18 protein-coding genes are annotated in these 17,166 nt (G+C 39.1%); 13 read left to right on the top strand and 5 right to left on the bottom strand.

Annotated features, from left to right (window positions below; all coding sequences use genetic code 11):
* Positions 1 to 608 (bottom strand): helix-turn-helix domain-containing protein (locus FZC76_RS16870; protein WP_148989354.1); only part of this gene is annotated, 608 nt, incomplete at its 3' end.
* Positions 609 to 1,029: 421 nt separating this feature from the next.
* On the opposite strand from FZC76_RS16870, the gene FZC76_RS16875 reads away from it, so the two are divergent.
* The 4 genes from FZC76_RS16875 to FZC76_RS16890 all read left to right on the top strand — a co-directional run bounded on the left by FZC76_RS16875 (position 1,030) and on the right by FZC76_RS16890 (position 4,729).
* The gene (locus FZC76_RS16875) at positions 1,030 to 2,517 is read left to right on the top strand and encodes a coproporphyrinogen III oxidase (RefSeq protein ID WP_148989553.1); all 1,488 of its coding nucleotides are present in this window, start codon (positions 1,030 to 1,032) and stop codon (positions 2,515 to 2,517) included.
* 119 nt (positions 2,518 to 2,636) lie between these two features.
* Positions 2,637 to 3,014, top strand: a complete 378-nt coding sequence (locus FZC76_RS16880) for a MaoC/PaaZ C-terminal domain-containing protein (protein ID WP_148989554.1) — start codon at positions 2,637 to 2,639, stop codon at positions 3,012 to 3,014.
* Between the two features lie 95 nt (positions 3,015 to 3,109).
* A complete protein-coding gene (locus tag FZC76_RS16885; protein WP_148989355.1) occupies positions 3,110 to 3,883 on the top strand; it encodes an enoyl-CoA hydratase in 774 nt (257 codons plus the stop codon).
* A 174-nt stretch (positions 3,884 to 4,057) separates the two neighbouring features.
* On the top strand, positions 4,058 to 4,729 hold the full coding sequence (locus FZC76_RS16890) for a TVP38/TMEM64 family protein (protein ID WP_262372710.1): 672 nt from the start codon (positions 4,058 to 4,060) through the stop codon (positions 4,727 to 4,729).
* 25 nt (positions 4,730 to 4,754) lie between these two features.
* Here the strand turns inward: FZC76_RS16890 and FZC76_RS16895 are convergent, their stop codons facing one another.
* A complete protein-coding gene (locus FZC76_RS16895) occupies positions 4,755 to 4,940 on the bottom strand; it encodes a YhzD family protein (protein ID WP_148989357.1) in 186 nt (61 codons plus the stop codon).
* Between the two features lie 142 nt (positions 4,941 to 5,082).
* Between FZC76_RS16895 and FZC76_RS16900 the strand changes: the two genes are divergently transcribed.
* From FZC76_RS16900 to FZC76_RS16930, 7 genes are all read left to right on the top strand, one after another.
* On the top strand, positions 5,083 to 5,985 hold the full coding sequence (locus tag FZC76_RS16900; protein WP_148989358.1) for an ABC transporter ATP-binding protein: 903 nt from the start codon (positions 5,083 to 5,085) through the stop codon (positions 5,983 to 5,985).
* Positions 5,978 to 7,234 carry an ABC transporter permease gene (locus tag FZC76_RS16905; RefSeq protein WP_148989359.1) on the top strand — a complete coding sequence of 419 codons (1,257 nt, stop codon included), beginning with the start codon at positions 5,978 to 5,980 and terminating at the stop codon, positions 7,232 to 7,234. The genes FZC76_RS16900 and FZC76_RS16905 overlap by 8 nt, the downstream gene beginning before the upstream one ends.
* 133 nt (positions 7,235 to 7,367) lie before the next feature.
* Entirely contained in the window at positions 7,368 to 8,600 is a 1,233-nt protein-coding gene (locus FZC76_RS16910; RefSeq protein WP_148989360.1) for a metallophosphoesterase family protein, read from the top strand.
* 5 nt (positions 8,601 to 8,605) lie between these two features.
* Complete coding sequence (locus tag FZC76_RS16915) at positions 8,606 to 11,638, top strand: ATP-binding protein (RefSeq protein ID WP_187442122.1); 3,033 nt, start codon at positions 8,606 to 8,608, stop codon at positions 11,636 to 11,638.
* Positions 11,639 to 11,721: 83 nt separating this feature from the next.
* Positions 11,722 to 12,939 carry an MFS transporter gene (locus tag FZC76_RS16920; RefSeq protein WP_148989362.1) on the top strand — a complete coding sequence of 406 codons (1,218 nt, stop codon included), beginning with the start codon at positions 11,722 to 11,724 and terminating at the stop codon, positions 12,937 to 12,939.
* Positions 12,940 to 13,132: 193 nt separating this feature from the next.
* Entirely contained in the window at positions 13,133 to 14,077 is a 945-nt protein-coding gene (gene yhaM, locus FZC76_RS16925; protein WP_148989363.1) for a 3'-5' exoribonuclease YhaM, read from the top strand.
* A gap of 70 nt (positions 14,078 to 14,147) precedes the next feature.
* Complete coding sequence (locus FZC76_RS16930; RefSeq protein WP_010198295.1) at positions 14,148 to 14,321, top strand: sporulation YhaL family protein; 174 nt, start codon at positions 14,148 to 14,150, stop codon at positions 14,319 to 14,321.
* A gap of 29 nt (positions 14,322 to 14,350) precedes the next feature.
* Here the strand turns inward: FZC76_RS16930 and FZC76_RS16935 are convergent, their stop codons facing one another.
* Entirely contained in the window at positions 14,351 to 15,229 is an 879-nt protein-coding gene (locus FZC76_RS16935) for a peptidylprolyl isomerase (protein ID WP_148989364.1), read from the bottom strand.
* 690 nt (positions 15,230 to 15,919) lie between these two features.
* On the opposite strand from FZC76_RS16935, the gene FZC76_RS16940 reads away from it, so the two are divergent.
* Together FZC76_RS16940 and FZC76_RS16945 are read left to right on the top strand one after the other, a co-directional pair.
* On the top strand, positions 15,920 to 16,006 hold the full coding sequence (locus FZC76_RS16940) for a YjcZ family sporulation protein (protein ID WP_063561705.1): 87 nt from the start codon (positions 15,920 to 15,922) through the stop codon (positions 16,004 to 16,006).
* Between the two features lie 31 nt (positions 16,007 to 16,037).
* Positions 16,038 to 16,124, top strand: a complete 87-nt coding sequence (locus FZC76_RS16945; protein WP_082153634.1) for a YjcZ family sporulation protein — start codon at positions 16,038 to 16,040, stop codon at positions 16,122 to 16,124.
* Positions 16,125 to 16,209: 85 nt separating this feature from the next.
* Here FZC76_RS16945 and FZC76_RS16950 read toward each other — a convergent pair whose 3' ends face one another.
* Both FZC76_RS16950 and FZC76_RS16955 read right to left on the bottom strand, forming a co-directional pair.
* Entirely contained in the window at positions 16,210 to 16,401 is a 192-nt protein-coding gene (locus tag FZC76_RS16950) for a hypothetical protein (protein ID WP_010192281.1), read from the bottom strand.
* A 138-nt stretch (positions 16,402 to 16,539) separates the two neighbouring features.
* Positions 16,540 to 17,094, bottom strand: a complete 555-nt coding sequence (locus tag FZC76_RS16955) for a DUF3267 domain-containing protein (protein WP_148989365.1) — start codon at positions 17,092 to 17,094, stop codon at positions 16,540 to 16,542.
* Between the last annotated feature and the right edge of the window lie 72 nt (positions 17,095 to 17,166).

Consider the following 17,166-nt stretch of genomic DNA (forward strand, 5'->3'; position numbering starts at 1 on the left):
TTTTCCCTTTCCAGCCTCTGCATCTCACGTTTTATCTTCTGTTCAGGAGAAAGTTCCACTTCTTCCTTTTTCCTCCCACGTTTATCCTGGAGGGCTTCTTCGCCACCATTCTCATACTTTTTCACCCATTGATATACTTGTTGGTAAGAGACCTTGAAGGTCTCCGCTGCCTTATGAAAATCCATGCCGTTCTCTAGATAATAGTGCACTATCTCTATTCGTTCATTTAAGGTAGTTTTTCGTTTGTTAGTCATAGTGAATTTCCTTCCTTTTGAAGTATCCTTTAACTCTCTATGACTATTATAATTCTTAATCCATTTTTGGAGGACAGATTTACTTGATATTTCATACTTCCTAACAAGTTCTTTTTGAGAGTACCCCCCGTTAAGGTATTCACGGACTACCCTCAGCTTATATTCCTTCGTATACTCCTTCGAGGTAGGGTATAAACCTTTCTCCCCCAGACTCTCATACCTATCTATCCAATTATATATAGTGGAGGGACTAACATTATTTATATGGGCTAAATCTGTAATAGTGTGCGTTCGTTTTTCCCAAGCCTTTATGACATTGATCTTGACAGAGAAAGAGCTGGCATTTTTTGACATAATAAATACTCCCCTTAGCGGAAACAGATTTTTGTTTTTTTATCTGTCTACTTAAAAGGGAGCATATCATAATGAAGACCTCAGTGACGAGAAAAAACGAGGAGAGAGGTCCTCATTGCCGTAATGAAGACCTCAGTGAAGAAGAAAAAGGAGGAGAGAGGCCCTCATTAATAAGAAGACCTTGGTAAAAATGAAATTTATTGAAATGGTACAAGATGAAGGGCAAAGGAAATCCGACTAAGGCCAATATTTAAAAGCTATGTGAAAAGCGAGATAAGTACCAAGAGATTAAAATCTTTTGTTCTTGTCATGACTCCCTCTTTTCCAACGGTATTATCTTGATATGCATCCACTTCATCCGTTACACTAGTGGGAGTGAAAAATCTTGCTGAAAACAAAGCAGGTGTGAAAGGTGATTAACTTGAAGATTGCTATAAAAGGATTACATGATGATAGATACCAGCGTCCGTTATCATTGATTGCGGATTTATTTTTTGAAGAAACAGAAGTGGTGCTTGGGGAAGATGCTTCCTCTGAGCTAGAGGTAACATTCCAGGTTGAAGAAAAAAACACCACGTTTATTGTAAGCGGACAACTTGGCAATTTTTCTTGTTCCCATGAGAAAGAATTAGGCGAATTAGACGAAAAAGAGAGCTTTCGCCGTAAAAAACAAGCAGTGTCCTATGTTTATTTGACTCTTTTGCAAGAGCATACGGGAATTATTCAGAAGTGGGGGATCTTAACCGGGATTCGTCCTACAAAACTTCTTCACTCAAAGCTTAAAAAAGGGGAGCCGCGAGAAAAAGTTCATCAACAGCTGCGAGAAGATTACTTGATTACAGATGAAAAGATAGAGTTGATGCAGCAGATTGTAGATCGCCAGCTTGAAGTGGTACCAGATTTACATGATTTAGGCAATGAAGTCAGCATTTACATCGGTATCCCATTCTGCCCGACTAAATGTGCGTACTGTACATTCCCTGCTTATGCGATTAATGGAAAGCAAGGAAAAGTGGATTCTTTCCTTGGCGGTCTGCATCATGAAATCGATGCTATCGGCGCCTGGTTGAAGGAAAAAGATATCAAGATCACCACTGTTTATTATGGTGGAGGCACACCGACAAGTATTACGGCAGAAGAGATGGACATGCTTTACGAGCAGATGTATGCTTCGTTCCCTGACATGGAAAAGGTCCGCGAAGTAACAGTGGAAGCCGGACGTCCTGATACGATTACGCCGGAGAAGCTGGAAGTATTGAAAAAGTGGAATATTGACCGCATTAGTATTAACCCGCAGTCTTATACGCAAGAAACGTTGAAAGCGATTGGTCGCCATCATACCGTGGAGGAAACCATTGATAAATTTCACCTTGCCCGTGAGTTGGGTATGAATAATATTAATATGGATCTAATCATCGGCTTGCCTGGTGAAGGGGTGGGAGAGTTCGCCCATACACTAGAAGAGACGGAAAAACTTATGCCGGAATCATTGACGGTCCATACATTGTCTTTCAAACGAGCTTCTGAAATGACACAAAATAAGAACCGCTACAAAGTGGCAGATCGTTATGAAATCGGGAAGATGATGGATATGGCAACGGAGTGGACGACAGCCCATAATTATGTCCCATATTATCTGTACCGCCAGAAAAATATACTTGGTAATTTGGAGAATGTAGGATATGCATTGCCAGGCCAGGACAGTATCTATAACATCATGATCATGGAAGAGAAACAAACGATCATCGGACTTGGGTGTGGGGCATCAAGTAAATTTGTTCACCCTGAAACAGGGAAGATAACCCGCTTTGCCAACCCGAAAGATCCTAAATCTTATAATGATGGCTTTGAACATTATACGGATGAAAAAATTCGGATTTTGGAAGAGCTCTTTTCATCAAGAAACTAATTACAAAGCGGGGATTAAAATCCTCGCTTTTTATTTTTTAGGTTGATGAGTGAATAATCATTCATTTTTAAGCGCTTTCATATTATACTAGTTATATAACTTAGGGGAGGGAATAGATGATGAAGGTTGAAACTGGTGAAGTTCTGACTTATTCCAGAACATTCACTGTCGAGGAAATACTTCAATTTGGAGAAGTTTCAGGAGACCAAGGAAGACATCATGTGGAAAAGGATGAGCATGGTCGCTTAATGGTGCATGGCCTATTGACTGCAAGTATCGGTACCAAAATAGGGGGAGATCTAAATTATATCGCAAGAGAAATGAACATGGAATTCCTCCGTCCCGTCTTTACAGGCGACACCATCACCTGTGAAGCCACCCTCACCAATGTCCAACAACAAGAAGGCTACAAACAAGTCAACGTAACATCCATCTACACCAACCAAAATGGCAAACAAGTCCTCATCGGCAACAGTAAAGGTATTATTCGAGATTGAGAGAGAAATTCCTGCGGGGGTCTGACCCCCGCACAGAACTTTAATATTTCAGAAAATTAAAACTTAATATTTATTCAATGAAAGGGTGTGCTTGCATGAGTACGGTTAATGTATTGGATCAAGGTTCGGTTGTGGTTTTAGAGCTTAATAGACCAGAAGCATTGAATGCAATGAACGTGGAGATGTTAGGGGAATTAGAACGAGTTCTGGACGAGGTATCGAAAAATGAGAAGGCCAAAGTCCTGATTGTCAGAGGAAATGGGAATGCTTTCAGTGCCGGTGGAGATATAAAAATGATGCTCCAGGACAATGTTGGAGGTGACTTTGATCAGGTGATGGATACTATTGGCTCCATTGTCACTAAACTTTACACGATGCCGAAAGTGACCATAAGTGCCATTCATGGTGCTGCTGCAGGGCTTGGTCTTAGCTTTGCCCTTGCCAGCGACTTTGTGGTTGCTCACACGTCTACAAAACTTGCTATGAATTTCATTAAGATTGGCTTAATCCCGGATGGCGGTGGTCATTTCTTCATGGAAAAACGTCTTGGAGAAGCGAAAGCTAAACAGATGATTTGGGAAGGTAGAACGCTTTCCGCTGAAGAAGCTCATGAATTAGGTCTGGTAGATAGCTTGGCAGATGATCGGATGGAAGAGGAAATTTCCAAAAGGGTTGCAGCCCTTCTTCAGGCACCATTACAAGCGATGTTAGAAACGAAGATGATATATGCGAAGCAATCCTTACCACGCCTAGAACAAGTACTAGAGTTGGAAAAGAATGCACAGCGTAGAATGAGACAATCAGAAGACCATAAGGAGGGAATCAAAGCTTTTGTGGAAAAAAGAAAACCACAATTCTCTGGAAAGTGAACCGGAATAGCTGCTCCAATGGGGCAGCTTTTTCTTCGTATTGCTTCTTTAGCCCTTCCTCTATACTAAGCCTACAGTCGTATAGTCAAATAATACTCCGGTACATTACCAACAAACAGCACTCCACTTATACTAAGTTCATAAAAGAAAAACGGAGTGGTTTGCGTGCAGATAATGGAAACGGGAAAAATACCAAGGACAGGGCTAGGGCTAGGAATCATAATTATTATTTTGCTAGTCTATTTTATAACTGAGTTCATGGTAATTGTAGAAAATAAGGGATTGGAGAGCTTACTATTAGAGTATGGTTCCATGGCTCAATTTCTTTTTTTCTTCCTGTGCTTGGCTCAACCGATTATTTTGCCGCTCCCCGAAGCATTAACCATACCTGCAGGTAGCATGGCATTTGGAGCATCTGCTTCTTTCTATCTTGGTTTATCCGGAACATTGACAGGAATAATTATTATGTTCTTTATTGCTAGATTTGGCGGAATGAAAGTCGCTTCAAAACTGGTGAAAGAAAAACATCTCAAAAGATATCAGGAATATGTAAGGAGAAATGAGACGGTCATTTTGGCACTTCTATTCATTATTCCTGTTCTTCCTGATGAAATCATTTGCGTAGGAGCGGGAATAGGAGCTGTCTCATTTAGAAAGTTTCTCGCAATAGCGTCCTTGTCAAAATTTTTGACTACTTTTGTTTTGGCATATTCAGTTTCCTTGGCGAAATATTTGGACTTAACTTCTTCACAGCTTATATTATCGTGCTCAGTTATTATGGGAATTGTCTTTTTTACTGCGGTTGCTTTTAATCGATATTGGAACAAAAAACGCATGGAGATGTAATCCTTTATCTCCATGCGTTAATTCGTTATCTGTGAAATAGTACTAGTTTTCCGCTTGCGTTTGTGCAACGGTGTGTCGTGTCGAGAAAGTTCAATTCTTCTAATCTCTTTTCTCCTAATGTTTTTGCTTCTTTTTCAGTTGCGGCTTCAAAACTTTCATCCAGTAATGTTTCCCCGCTTTTACTAAAAACTGTTAATGTATATTTCCCCATATTTGTCCCCTCCGTGTCAATAAAATGAATATCCATTCATTGCTTTCATTTTACTAAAAGTTTCTTGAAATGTAAAAGTACTATGAAACTATTTCCTTTATCAACCGTATAGGTTACTGTAAAACATAGGAGGGATAACGTCATGGCATTACAGATAGATGGTGTAACCAAAAGGTTTGGTAAGCATGTGGCAGTCAATAATTTGACCCTAGAAATACCGGAAAGTGAAATGTTTGGGTTCTTAGGTGCCAATGGAGCAGGGAAAACGACCACTTTCCGAATGGTCCTAGGATTATTAGAGCCTACAGAAGGTAAGGTTTCTTGGGCAGGGAAACCTATAACATATAAAGAGAGTCATCTGGTAGGATATTTACCGGAAGAACGAGGACTCTATCCGAAATTGACCGTTAAGGACCAGATGATTTATTTGGGCAGATTACGCGGAATGGAGAAGGCGGAAATTTTAAAGCAGCTGGATTATTGGCTAGAGCGCTTCAAGGTACCTCAATATCTAAACAAAAAAGTAGAAGAGCTCTCCAAAGGAAATCAACAAAAAATCCAGTTTATTGCGTCCACTATCCATAATCCCAAATTGCTCATCCTGGATGAACCTTTCAGTGGCTTAGATCCCCTAAATGTGGAACTACTAAAAGAAGCGGTAGTCGACCTGAAAAAGCAAGGTACATCTATTGTCTTTTCTAGTCACCGGATGGAGCATGTCGAAGAGCTTTGTGAGCATTTATGTATTATGCATCACGGGCAACCAGTTGTTCATGGGTCACTCAGGGACATTAAGCGTTCATTTGGGAAAAAGAATGTTGTCATTCATGCTGATTTTGATTTAGGATATTTATCCAATGTAGCGGGAGTTACCAAAACTAAGCCGACAGCGGAAGGCATGATTCTTCAAGTGGAGGATGAAGATGTCTCCCAGACTTTGCTGCAACAAATTACAGGTAAAGGCTATATCCGTAAGTTTATCTTGGAAGAGCCGTCCTTGAATGATATTTTCATAGAAAAGGTAGGTGCTTCTTATCATGAATAAATTTTCAATTATCTTGATGCACACCTATATGAGTAAATTAAAATCTAAATCCTTTATAATCTCCACTTTGGTGACAACTCTGCTTATTGTCGGTGTTACAAACATCCAGTCTATTATTGATATTTTTGATAAACAGGAAGACAAAGTCGTGGCCGTAATAGATGAAGAAGGCACTATCGCACCATTGTTAGAACAGCAACTCGCCATGAATCCCAATAGCAATTTAGCACTTGAAATGGTATCAGATGAGGCTGATGCTGAAAGTAAAGTGACAGAAGGGGATTATGACGGGCTTCTTGTCCTATCAACGGAACAGAACGGTTTACCTTCAGGGGTGTATAAAGCAGCTTCTATCACTGATTCTGAGACGATGGCCCAAGTGGAGGCGATGCTTCAGCAAGTGAAAAATGAGCTGGCAACAAGTCAACTGGGATTATCACAAGAACAAATTGCTCAACTTTACACGCCCATTAATTTTGATGTTGTAGCTTTAGAAGAATCCGCCAAGTCTGCAGAAGAGTTGAACCAGGCTCGTGGATTAGTATACGTCTTACTGTTTGTGATCTATTTTTCAGTCATTCTATATGCAAGTATGATTGCAACGGAAGTCGCAGTAGAGAAGTCCTCCCGCGTCATGGAAATACTAATTTCTTCTGCCTCCCCAATTATGCATATGTTCGGTAAAATCCTTGGAATAGCGCTGTTGAGTTTAACGCAACTAGCATTCTGGATCATAGTCGGGTATTCATCTTTAAGTAGAAATCTTGAAGGAATGACAGAAGCAGGGGGAGTATTTGAATTTTTCGGTGTAGGCGATATGCCTGTAGGCACGTTTGTGTACGCCATCGTCTTCTTCTTGCTCGGCTACTTCCTTTATGCAACGTTTGCGGCATTCTTGGGGTCCCTTGTAAGTAGAATTGAAGAAATTCAGCAAATGATTATGCCAATGACATTATTGATAGTGGCTGGGTTTATGATTTCTATGTTCGGGCTGGGTAATCCGGATAATTCATTCATTCAAGTAACGTCATTTATCCCATTCTTTGCACCTATGATTATGTTTTTACGAGTAGGGATGTTAAATGTTCCTATTTGGGAAATCAGTCTTTCCATTGGCCTTTTGGTAGCAACGATTGTGCTACTGGCTGTGTTTGGAGCAAAAGTGTACCGTGGAGGAGTCTTAATGTACGGGAAATCCTCTTCTTTGAAGGATATAAAGAAAGCATTGCAACTTACAAAAGACAAATAATTTCTTAACATGTGGGACCTTACATCAAAGTCCCGCATGTTTTTTTATTTTATATCCTTATACCGAACGTGCATTCGTATTTCTTTCGTGATAAAATAAGGAAAAGACGTTTAGAGAAGAGGTTAAATCTAGAATGAAAAAAATTCGATTCCTACATGCTGCAGATTTACATTTGGACAGTCCATTCAAGGGACTTAGCCATCTTCCCCAACAGATATTTGATCAGATTAGAAAAAGCACCTTCCAATCATTAACCACGCTCATAAATGCTGCTATCCATCATCATGTGGATTTTGTTTTATTAGCCGGAGATCTCTTTGATCTAGAACAAAGAAGCCTAATCGCTCAATCCACACTTAGAAAAGAATTCTTGCGGTTAAACGAAGCAGGAATCCATGTGTATATTATTCATGGTAATCATGATTACCTTACAGAAGAACACAAACTTTTTAAATACCCGGATAATGTACATATTTTTACGGAAGAAGTAGAACGAAAAACATATTTAAAAGACGAAGAAGAGTTAGCGTGTATATACGGATTCAGCTATAACCAAAGACATTTGACGGAGAATATGACAAATTACTACGAGAAAGAAGACAAAACGGTACCTTTTCACATCGGAATGCTACATGGGAATCTTTCTGGAAGGGAAGAGCATGATCCATATGCCCCGTTTACCTTGCCGGATCTTCTTGATAAAGAGTTTCATTACTGGGCGCTTGGCCATATACATAAACGTGAAATACTGCATCATCATCCACCAATCGTCTATCCGGGAAATATCCAAGGTCGCCATAAAAAGGAACAGGGTGACAAAGGGTGCTATCTGGTTGACCTTTTGGAAGATGGTATCCCTGAGCTAACATATTTAGAAACGTCCTCTATACAATGGGAAGAACTTGAAATTCACATTAACGAATTACATACAGTGGACCAACTGATGGATAAAACAAAACAAGCTGTAGATTCCATAAGGTTGGAAGGGAAGGGGAAATTACTTCGACTTACTTATACAGGAAATGGTGACCTGCATGGTTTTCTCCAAGAAGAGAATCATCAGGAAGAACTTCAACTTCTTTTAAATGAGAGTGAAGAAAATAATTCATCATTTGTATACATCTATACGTTGCGTGTGCATACAGCACTATCCTATTCAAAAGAGGACTTGCAGGATAAACCGTTTTACAAGGATTTTTACACGATGGTAGAACAAGTCGACATGAAAGAAGCATTGGCTCCTTTGTTACGTCACTCTGAAGCAAGTCGCTATTTAGAAACCTGGGATGAAGAAGAAGTACAAGCGATAGTGGAAGAAGCGGAACAATGGCTAATCAGTAAATTCTTAGAAAATGAAAAGAGGTGATCAGGTTGAAAATTACGAGCTTACATATCTATGGATTTGGAAAACTAGAGAACGTGGTAATGGAAAATCTATCACCAAATATTCAAGTAATATACGGGGAAAATGAAGCTGGAAAATCTACTGTGATGGCCTTTATTCAAGCCATTCTTTTTGGTTTCCCCGCAAAAAATCAACAAGACTTGCGCTATGTTCCTAAAAAAGGCTTTAAATATGGTGGTAAGTTGGTCATTGAAACGAATGACGAGAGAGTAATAACTATTGAAAGAGTTGCAGGGAGATCCTCTGGTGATGTCACGGTTCAAGATGAGCATGGCAACCCCTGTAATCTGAACGATGTGCTCGGCGGCCTTGATAAATCGATGTATAAGGGCATCTTCTCCTTTAATATGATGGACATCCAAAATCTACAGCTGATAGATTCTGAGCAACTTGGCAGTTATTTGTTCTCTTCAGGTCTAATGGGAAGTGAACAGCTACATAAATTATCTCGAGAGTTAGCAAAAGAACAGGAAGAGCGTTTCAAACCAAGCGGCAGAAAACCAGTAATTAATAAGTTGTTAACTTCCTTAAAAGAAGAAGAACGAGTTGTCCATCAATGGAAAGAAAAAATGGGCCAGTATGACCGGTTGCAAAAGGAAATGAATCAATATGATAAAGCCTTGAAGGAATCACAAATAAATAAAGAGGTTATAGAGCAAAAGATAAAAGAGACAGAAGCAATGCTCACTATTCAGCCATTAGTTAATAGATTAGAGATTCTTCAATTGCAAACAGCGGAAGTAGGAAACGTTGAGTCATTTCCTCATGATGGTTTGGCAAGATTGGACAAATGGCAGACGGAAGTAGTTTTCTATCAATCAAAAATAGAAAAAATGAAAAAGGTATTAGAGGAGAAAGAGCAAGAAATAGAACAGATATGGGTAAATGAAGAAGTTTTTGAGAAAGAGGAAGCGATAAAAAGTCTAGTAACTTTACTGCCGAGTTATCAAAAGGCGAAAGATCAATTGTCTCTGCTAGCAACAGAAATAGCGCAGTTAGAAAAGCGCATGGAAGGGTGGAAACAGGATCTTGAATGGACTGACAAAACAGATTATGAATTAGATTCAATTCACACCAGTCTAGCATCCAAGGGGGCTTTGCGGGAACTTTTAAAGAGTCATCATGAGATTCACATCCAGAAACAACGGTTGGACGAACAGTTCCAATTAGCAAAAGAGGAACTTGAGACGCAGGAAGAACGGGTGAAAGACCTTGAACAAGACCAGCTTCCAAACCACGAGGTCATAAGAATGAAGGAAATGGTTGAACTAGAAGACAAGGACACTTTGCATAAAGAAATCCACCTCACAGAGCAACTCCTAAACCAGTTAAAAAAGCAGCTTGATGTTCAAAAAATGAATGACCATAATGAGGATAGAAAAAGTAAACAAATCGCAGTTATTAGTTTCATCCTCGGGATTGCCGGTGCCCTTTACTTCTTTATGCAAGACCAACTTATCCCTTCACTGCTTTGTTTAATCCTCTTCTCCTTGCTTTCTATTACATTTGGCAGAAAAACTAAAAATCAAGATAATCAAAATGAGCTGATAAGAGAGAAGGATGAGCTGCATAGTAAGCTGGAATTATTAAGAGATAAGCTTTATTCCAATGATACACACGGGAAAGTGGAAGAGTATCAGAGAGCTTTAGCAAAGAACGAGCAAGTAATGCAGCTTCTACAAAAGGAGAGGCTTCTCCTTTCTCAGTGCGATCGGACATATAATAGAATCATTCAGCAATTTGAAGAGTGGGAAGAAAAGAATTTTTCATTTCAGGATCATTGGCATAAATGGACCTCTTCCCTATCGCTTGCACAAATCTCTCCTACCTTTATGGAGGAGGCCTACGACAAAGTTCTCCAATTGAAAGGTGCGCTTTCTGATAAAAGAGAGCTAGAGGAAAGACAAAGCCACTATCAACTAGTAATGGATAAATTTCAAAAGGAGCTAAATGCTCTGTTGAATGAAAACAATGAAACATATTCAAGATTAAACCCAGAAGAAGTGTTCACACAATTGCGTGTTGATTTGGAAGAAAACGTTGAAAAACAGAAAAAGAAACAACAGATTCAGGAACAGATTGACGTCTTAACAGAAGAATTAGAAGAATTGTATCAACATAGATATGAGGCAAGTAAGCAGATTCAACGTCTTTACGAACAAGCAAAAGTTAAGGATGAGGAAGCATTTCGTCAAAAAAACCAACAAAATATTGTAAAAAAAGAGTATGAGAAGGAATTAGCCCTCCTTAAAAGTCAGTTGGTACAAATGGAAAATTCCTATCAACTAACCCTTAAGGAAAATAAACCAATGGATATTTGGAAAGCAGAGAAGGCTGAACTAGAAGAAACCCTTAAGACTATTAAAGAAAGACAGAGTCAGCTTGTTGAGAATAGAACGGCAACAAAGGAAACCATTCGTCTTTTGGAAGAAGCAGGTATTTACTCGGAATCTGTGCAACAATTTGAATTATCTAAAAGCAAATTACAGGAGCATGCGAGAAAGTGGGCAATCCATGCTACTGCATCCCATCTTTTAGGGAAAACGATGGATTTTTACCGTACAGTCAAGCTTCCAAAAGTACTTCAATATGCTTCTGATAACTTCCGCTTCCTCACAAAAGGGAACTATCTTAGCATACTTGATGCGCAAAATGAACGAATGCTTAAGGTACAACATGCAGATGGGACGAATTTTGAACCAAAAGAATTAAGTCAGGCGACGGTGGAGCAGCTTTATTTATCCTTACGTGTCGCTGTTGCCCAGGTATGGAGTGATGAACAAAAACTTCCATTTCTGATGGATGACAGTTTTGTTAATTTCGATGAACAAAGAACAAATCTAGCAATTAAATTGATAAACAGACTTGCACTCCAAGGTTATCAATTCCTTTTCTTCACTTGTCATCACCATATTAAAGAAAAATTAGCAGATAATCCAAATAATTGGGTATTTACTTTTGATCCTATTAAGGTAAGAGAAGCAATCCTCAAACGATGAATGTGGTTCATCCATTGCCGAAAGGAATAGACAAGTGCTATGCTTAGAGAGGTAAAGAGAAGCAAGTTGAAAGGATAACAAAAATGAGTGAAAGTGTATTGAAAAATAATAGAGCACCATTGATACTATTGAGCTTTAATCTATTTATCGTCATGGTAGGGATTGGTTTGGTCATCCCAATTCTTCCGTTTTATATCGATAAGTTTGGAGCGGACGCAAGAACATTAGGTTTGCTTGTTGCCGTGTTTGCGTTTATGCAATTTCTTTTTGCACCTGTATGGGGAAGGCTGTCTGATAAAATTGGAAGAAAGCCATTGATAACAATCGGTCTTTTCGGATTTGCAATCGCTGAGTTTATTTTTGCATATGCAAGCGGCTTATGGATGCTCTTTCTTTCAAGAATTCTAGCGGGAACCTTTGGCTCAGCACTTATGCCAACAGCAATGGCCTATGTTTCGGATGTCACATCTTCTGAAAAAAGAGGCCAAGGCATGGGGATAATGGGTGCTGCGATGGGGCTTGGTATTGTTGTTGGGCCTGGGCTTGGTGGCTGGCTTGCTGAATACGACCTATCACTACCATTTTTAGTGGCAGGTGTAGCAGCAACCATAGCGGGAATACTTTCCGTCATTATTTTACCTGAATCCTATCCAAAGAATAAAAGAGAAATGGATGCTCAAGCTTCTGAAGGTGAAAAAAGAGACAATCAATTTGTAACGATGTATAAAGCTCTTAAAAGCCCTGTAGGATTCCTACTAATTCTTGTTTTCATCATGAGTTTTGGATTGGCTAATTTTCAATCCATTTTTGGCTACTATACGATGGAACGATATAAATATAACCCAAGTGAAGTGGGGTTAATCATCTTGATAGTCGGTTTGGTGGGAACAATAGTCCAAGGTGTTCTAGTAGGGAGAATGACAAAGAAATACGGGGAAGAAAGAGTAGTTACAATGGCTCTATTGATCAGTTCTTTAGGGTTTGTGCTAATGACCCTAGCAACGAGCTTTACAACTGTACTATTAACTACCTGCATATTCTTCTTGGGGAATTCTCTGTTAAGACCATCATTGAATTCATTCATTTCTAAACTTGCTGGAAACAGACAGGGGCTCGTCATGGGGCTCAATAATTCCTTCTTAAGTTTGGGAAATGTGGCAGGTCCAATATTGGCAGGTATTTTCTTTGAGATAAATATCCACATTCCATATTTATTCGGAGCATGTATCATGCTATTCGGATTAATCGTCACCAAACTATGGCTATCTAAAAGAGCCCATAAAATACAAGTATCTTCATAGAAAAAATACATTCAGTTATTGTTTTTCATAGCAGTTGATTGGAGCAAACGGCGAAGACTCCTGAGGGAGATAGCGCTAGGTGGAGACCCCGCAGGCGTAGCCGAGGAGGCTCTCGTCAGCCCCTAGGAAAGCGAAGCCATTTGCGTAAATCAACTGCGTCGTCTAGGATAAAAAAGACAGGGGGAAGAAATAGATGAAAAAAGGTATCCTCCACTTTGAAGTGGGAGAACAAGTAGACGTTCACTTATTAATTAAAACAGCAACAAAAGGAATTGCAAGCAATGGAAAACCCTTCTTAACACTAATATTTCAAGACAAAAGCGGCGAAATAGAAGCTAAACTTTGGGATGCTTCAGCAGACGATGAAGAGCTCTACACGCCACAAAGCATAGTAAGAGTACTAGGGGACATCCACCATTATCGTGGCCGTAATCAATTGAAAATACGAAAAATCAAGCCAAAGGAAGAGCATGAGAATGTTAATGTCTCTGACCTGATAGAAACAGCACCACTAAGCCAAGAACAGATGATGGATAAAATAACACAGGCGATTTTTGAAATGAAGAATCCGAATATCCAAAGGATTACAAGACACCTGTTGAAAAAGCATCAAAATGAATTCTTGCAATACCCAGCAGCTACAAAAAATCACCACGAATTTGTATCTGGTTTGGCCTATCATGTTGTTTCCATGCTAGACCTTGCAAAAGCCATAGCTAGCTTATATCCTTCATTAGACAAAGATCTTCTGTATGCAGGGGTTATTCTTCATGACTTAGGAAAGGTAACGGAACTATCCGGCCCTGTGTCCACTAGTTATACAATTGAAGGGAACTTAATTGGCCATATTTCGATTATGGTTAATGAAATAGGTAAAGCAGCAGAAGAGCTAGGTATTGATGGGGAAGAGATTATGGTTCTGCAACACTTGGTGTTAAGTCATCATGGAAAATTGGAGTGGGGCAGTCCAAAACTGCCACTTATCAAAGAAGCAGAAATTCTCCATTATATTGATAATATCGATGCCAAAATGAATATGCTAGATCGTGCACTAGAACGTGTTAAACCAGGAGAGTACACGGAAAGAATTTTTGCCATGGACAACAGAAACTTCTATAAACCTACTTTTCATAATTAAGTAATAGCCTCCCATACTCTATCATATGTATAAATTAGTAGCACATATGAAAGAGAAGGGGGGCTTTTCTATGCCATGGTGGATGCTGTTAATTGTTATCGGTATTGTTTTTAGTGCATATATGACGTTAAGGTCCGCAAAGGAAGAAAAGGAAGTAGAGGAAGCGATTATTGAAAAAGAAGGACAAGTATATATGGATAGGATTCAAGAGGAAAGAGAGAAGAAGCAGGTAGTAAACGTATAGTAAAAAGGAAGCGGGTAGCCGCTTCCTTTTTAGCTTTGTTCTTCGGTTTCTTTTTCTTTTTCGAATGTATTTTTAAGATTGGAGTCTTTCACTTTTATATTAGCATTGTCAAGTTCTTTTTGAACAGCTGTGTCAACGGCTTCTTGTTGCACCTTTGATAAAAGAACTTCTTCTTTTAACTCCGCTTTGATGTCTTCTAACGGTTCTTTTTCCTTCTTATCTGTTACTTTAATAATGTGGAACCCGTACATGCTTTCTACAGGCTCACTGATCTGATTTACTTCAAGGCTATAAGCTGCCTCTTCAAATTCAGGGAGCATGGCTCCAGCACCAAACCAGTCAAGGTCTCCGCCATTTTGGGCAGAACCAGGGTCTGTTGAATATTCTGTTGCTAGTTCGGCAAAGTCAGCGCCCTCATCAAGCTTTTTCTTGACTTCTTTCGCAGTTTCTTCATCTGCTACAAGAATGTGGCTTGCACGTATCTCCGGTTTCATCTGATCATAATATTCTTGAATTTCTTCATCGGTAACTTCTGCATTTTCCATCGCTGCTTTTTCCTGAAGCATGGAGATGCGTAAAGTTTGGCTTAATTGCTCTTCACTTTTGAAGCCGCTCTGTGCCATTGCTGAATCAAATTGTGGTCCAAGTTGCTGTTTCAACTCATCTAAGCGTTCTTGCAGTTCCTCATCGGTAACCTCATACTTCTCACTTAATACTTTTTCATATACTAATTCCCGAAGAACCTCTTCACCAAAACGATCCTTCATGGCTTCATAAAGCTCGGCCTGTGTAATGTTTCCAGCAGAGGTTTCAGCAATTACTTCCGTATTATCGGCTTTATCGTTGTTACAGGCAGACAGTGCAACAATTGTAGCAGTTGCACCTAAGGCAATTATCCATTTTTTCATTTAAGTCACTCCCATATGTAGTAAAACGTTCCAAACAATACTATAGCATATCTTACATATTTAATGAAATTATTTGACAATACTTTAAAGCAAGAATTTTTGCGTTGTAAGCAATTTAAAGAGGTAAGAAACTATAAGGAACGGTTGATTTCCGTTCCAGGCGCTTCGCTTGCCTGCGGGCGTCTGCGCGCCTTCCACTCCAATCAACAAGGTGACTTCATTCATTAGAAGGGTTTATGAAAAAAGCTATATAACTGAGTTAGCTGAATAAGCATTAACTTATCATTAATGTATTTATAGCTGTGGATTGGAGCAAATGGCGGAGACTCCAGCGGGGGAGAAACGGTAGATTGAGACCCCTGAAGCGTTGTGAGGAGGCTCAAGCATCGTCCCGCGGAATCGAAGCCATTTGCGGAAATCAACAGCGGAGCATAACGAAACAACTAAAAAAGACCCGAACGGTTTTCCCTGCGTTTTCTTAAAAGCTAGTAGCATTTTCGAAAAAATGGGTAATCGTCCATTCCAATTTCTCCACTTTTACATATGATAAATGGAATCATGAAAACATCAACACACTTTGTTGTCCCAGGATTTCATGTAAAAAACCTTAGAGGCAGGATAAACGCCTATGCCTCCTAAGAAATTGTTGCATAAGATATCGTAACAACTCATGAAGGAGGTGTTACTAAGATGGGTAATGCGTATGCAGGTGGCTTCGCGTTAATCGTAGTATTGTTTATCTTGTTGGTAATCGTAGGTGCAGCTTGGTTGTACTAAATACATTTTTAATAAAAAAGGAGGAACTAAAATGTCAGGTGGACATTCCGGCGGATTTGCGTTAATCGTAGTATTATTTATCCTGTTAGTAATCGTAGGTGCAGCTTGGTTATACTAAGCTAGACCTTGGAGAACGGGCAATGCCTTAAACTCCACAAAAACACCTTCCATGTTTACATGGAAGGTGTTTTTTGTGCGATTTATTATTTGGAGCTTAGCAGGATATCTACATAAGAGGAAATTAATAGAATGGTAATAAGTACATTTATGGTTCGGAAAACTTTCGGCTGACGATCCTCCGGTATTTCCTTTTGAACGCATAAAGCATTCGTTAATTTGTTTATGTAGAAGAGTATAAATACAGCCACCCAAACAAATAGAAATGCGATAGCCATAAGATCCCTCCTTTGTGGCTTGCTTTAAACTAAATACGGAATATATACTTATGATTTCTACCTTACCAAAGTTTATGAGAAAAAGATACTGTGATAGTCCGAAACTTTTACAAAAAATGAAAAAGCATCCTAGATTTTTTAGGACGCTATTTCATTCTCATTAACTATTAAGATATCATAACCGTTTTCCAATTCTTCAATTTGGCATTTGTTAGGAGCACGTTGGATAAGTTTAATATAAAGGAAATCTGGAATACTTAGACCAAGATTTACTGCCGCAAGCATGGAAAAATAGTGATAATAGCTTGGGAAAATATGTGCAAGTAAAATGCATGCTGAAGTAATAATGGCAAAAGGAGCCAGTAACACAGCATAGGATTGAATTTTTGTAAAAGGCTTTTTTGTTTTTATTTTCATATATGGCATATAGCACTTGAATTTCCATTTAAGTTTTACTTGGTTTTTTGTCGCGATTAGCGGAAGAACATGACATAGCTTGTGCATCGTGAACATACCCAATAGGCCAAGGACGAACCATCCGAAGTTGGCAGATGAGACAGTTGTGTCATGGTAAATAAGGCTAAAAGACAGAAAGAATACAATAAACGAAAGTAAAGTGATGATAAACGAAATAAGTGTTATGCGATGGAGTCCATATTGTCTAGAAATATCAATGGATTTCCAGCAGTTCATAGTTGAGTCACCTACCGTAATTGCTAGTCGTAATCAAAATTACTAAATTAATGTAAGCTTTTTTATGGGAAA

The sequence above is a fragment of the Sutcliffiella horikoshii genome (assembly GCF_008180725.1).
Taxonomy (GTDB): domain Bacteria; phylum Bacillota; class Bacilli; order Bacillales; family Bacillaceae_I; genus Sutcliffiella_A; species Sutcliffiella_A horikoshii_B.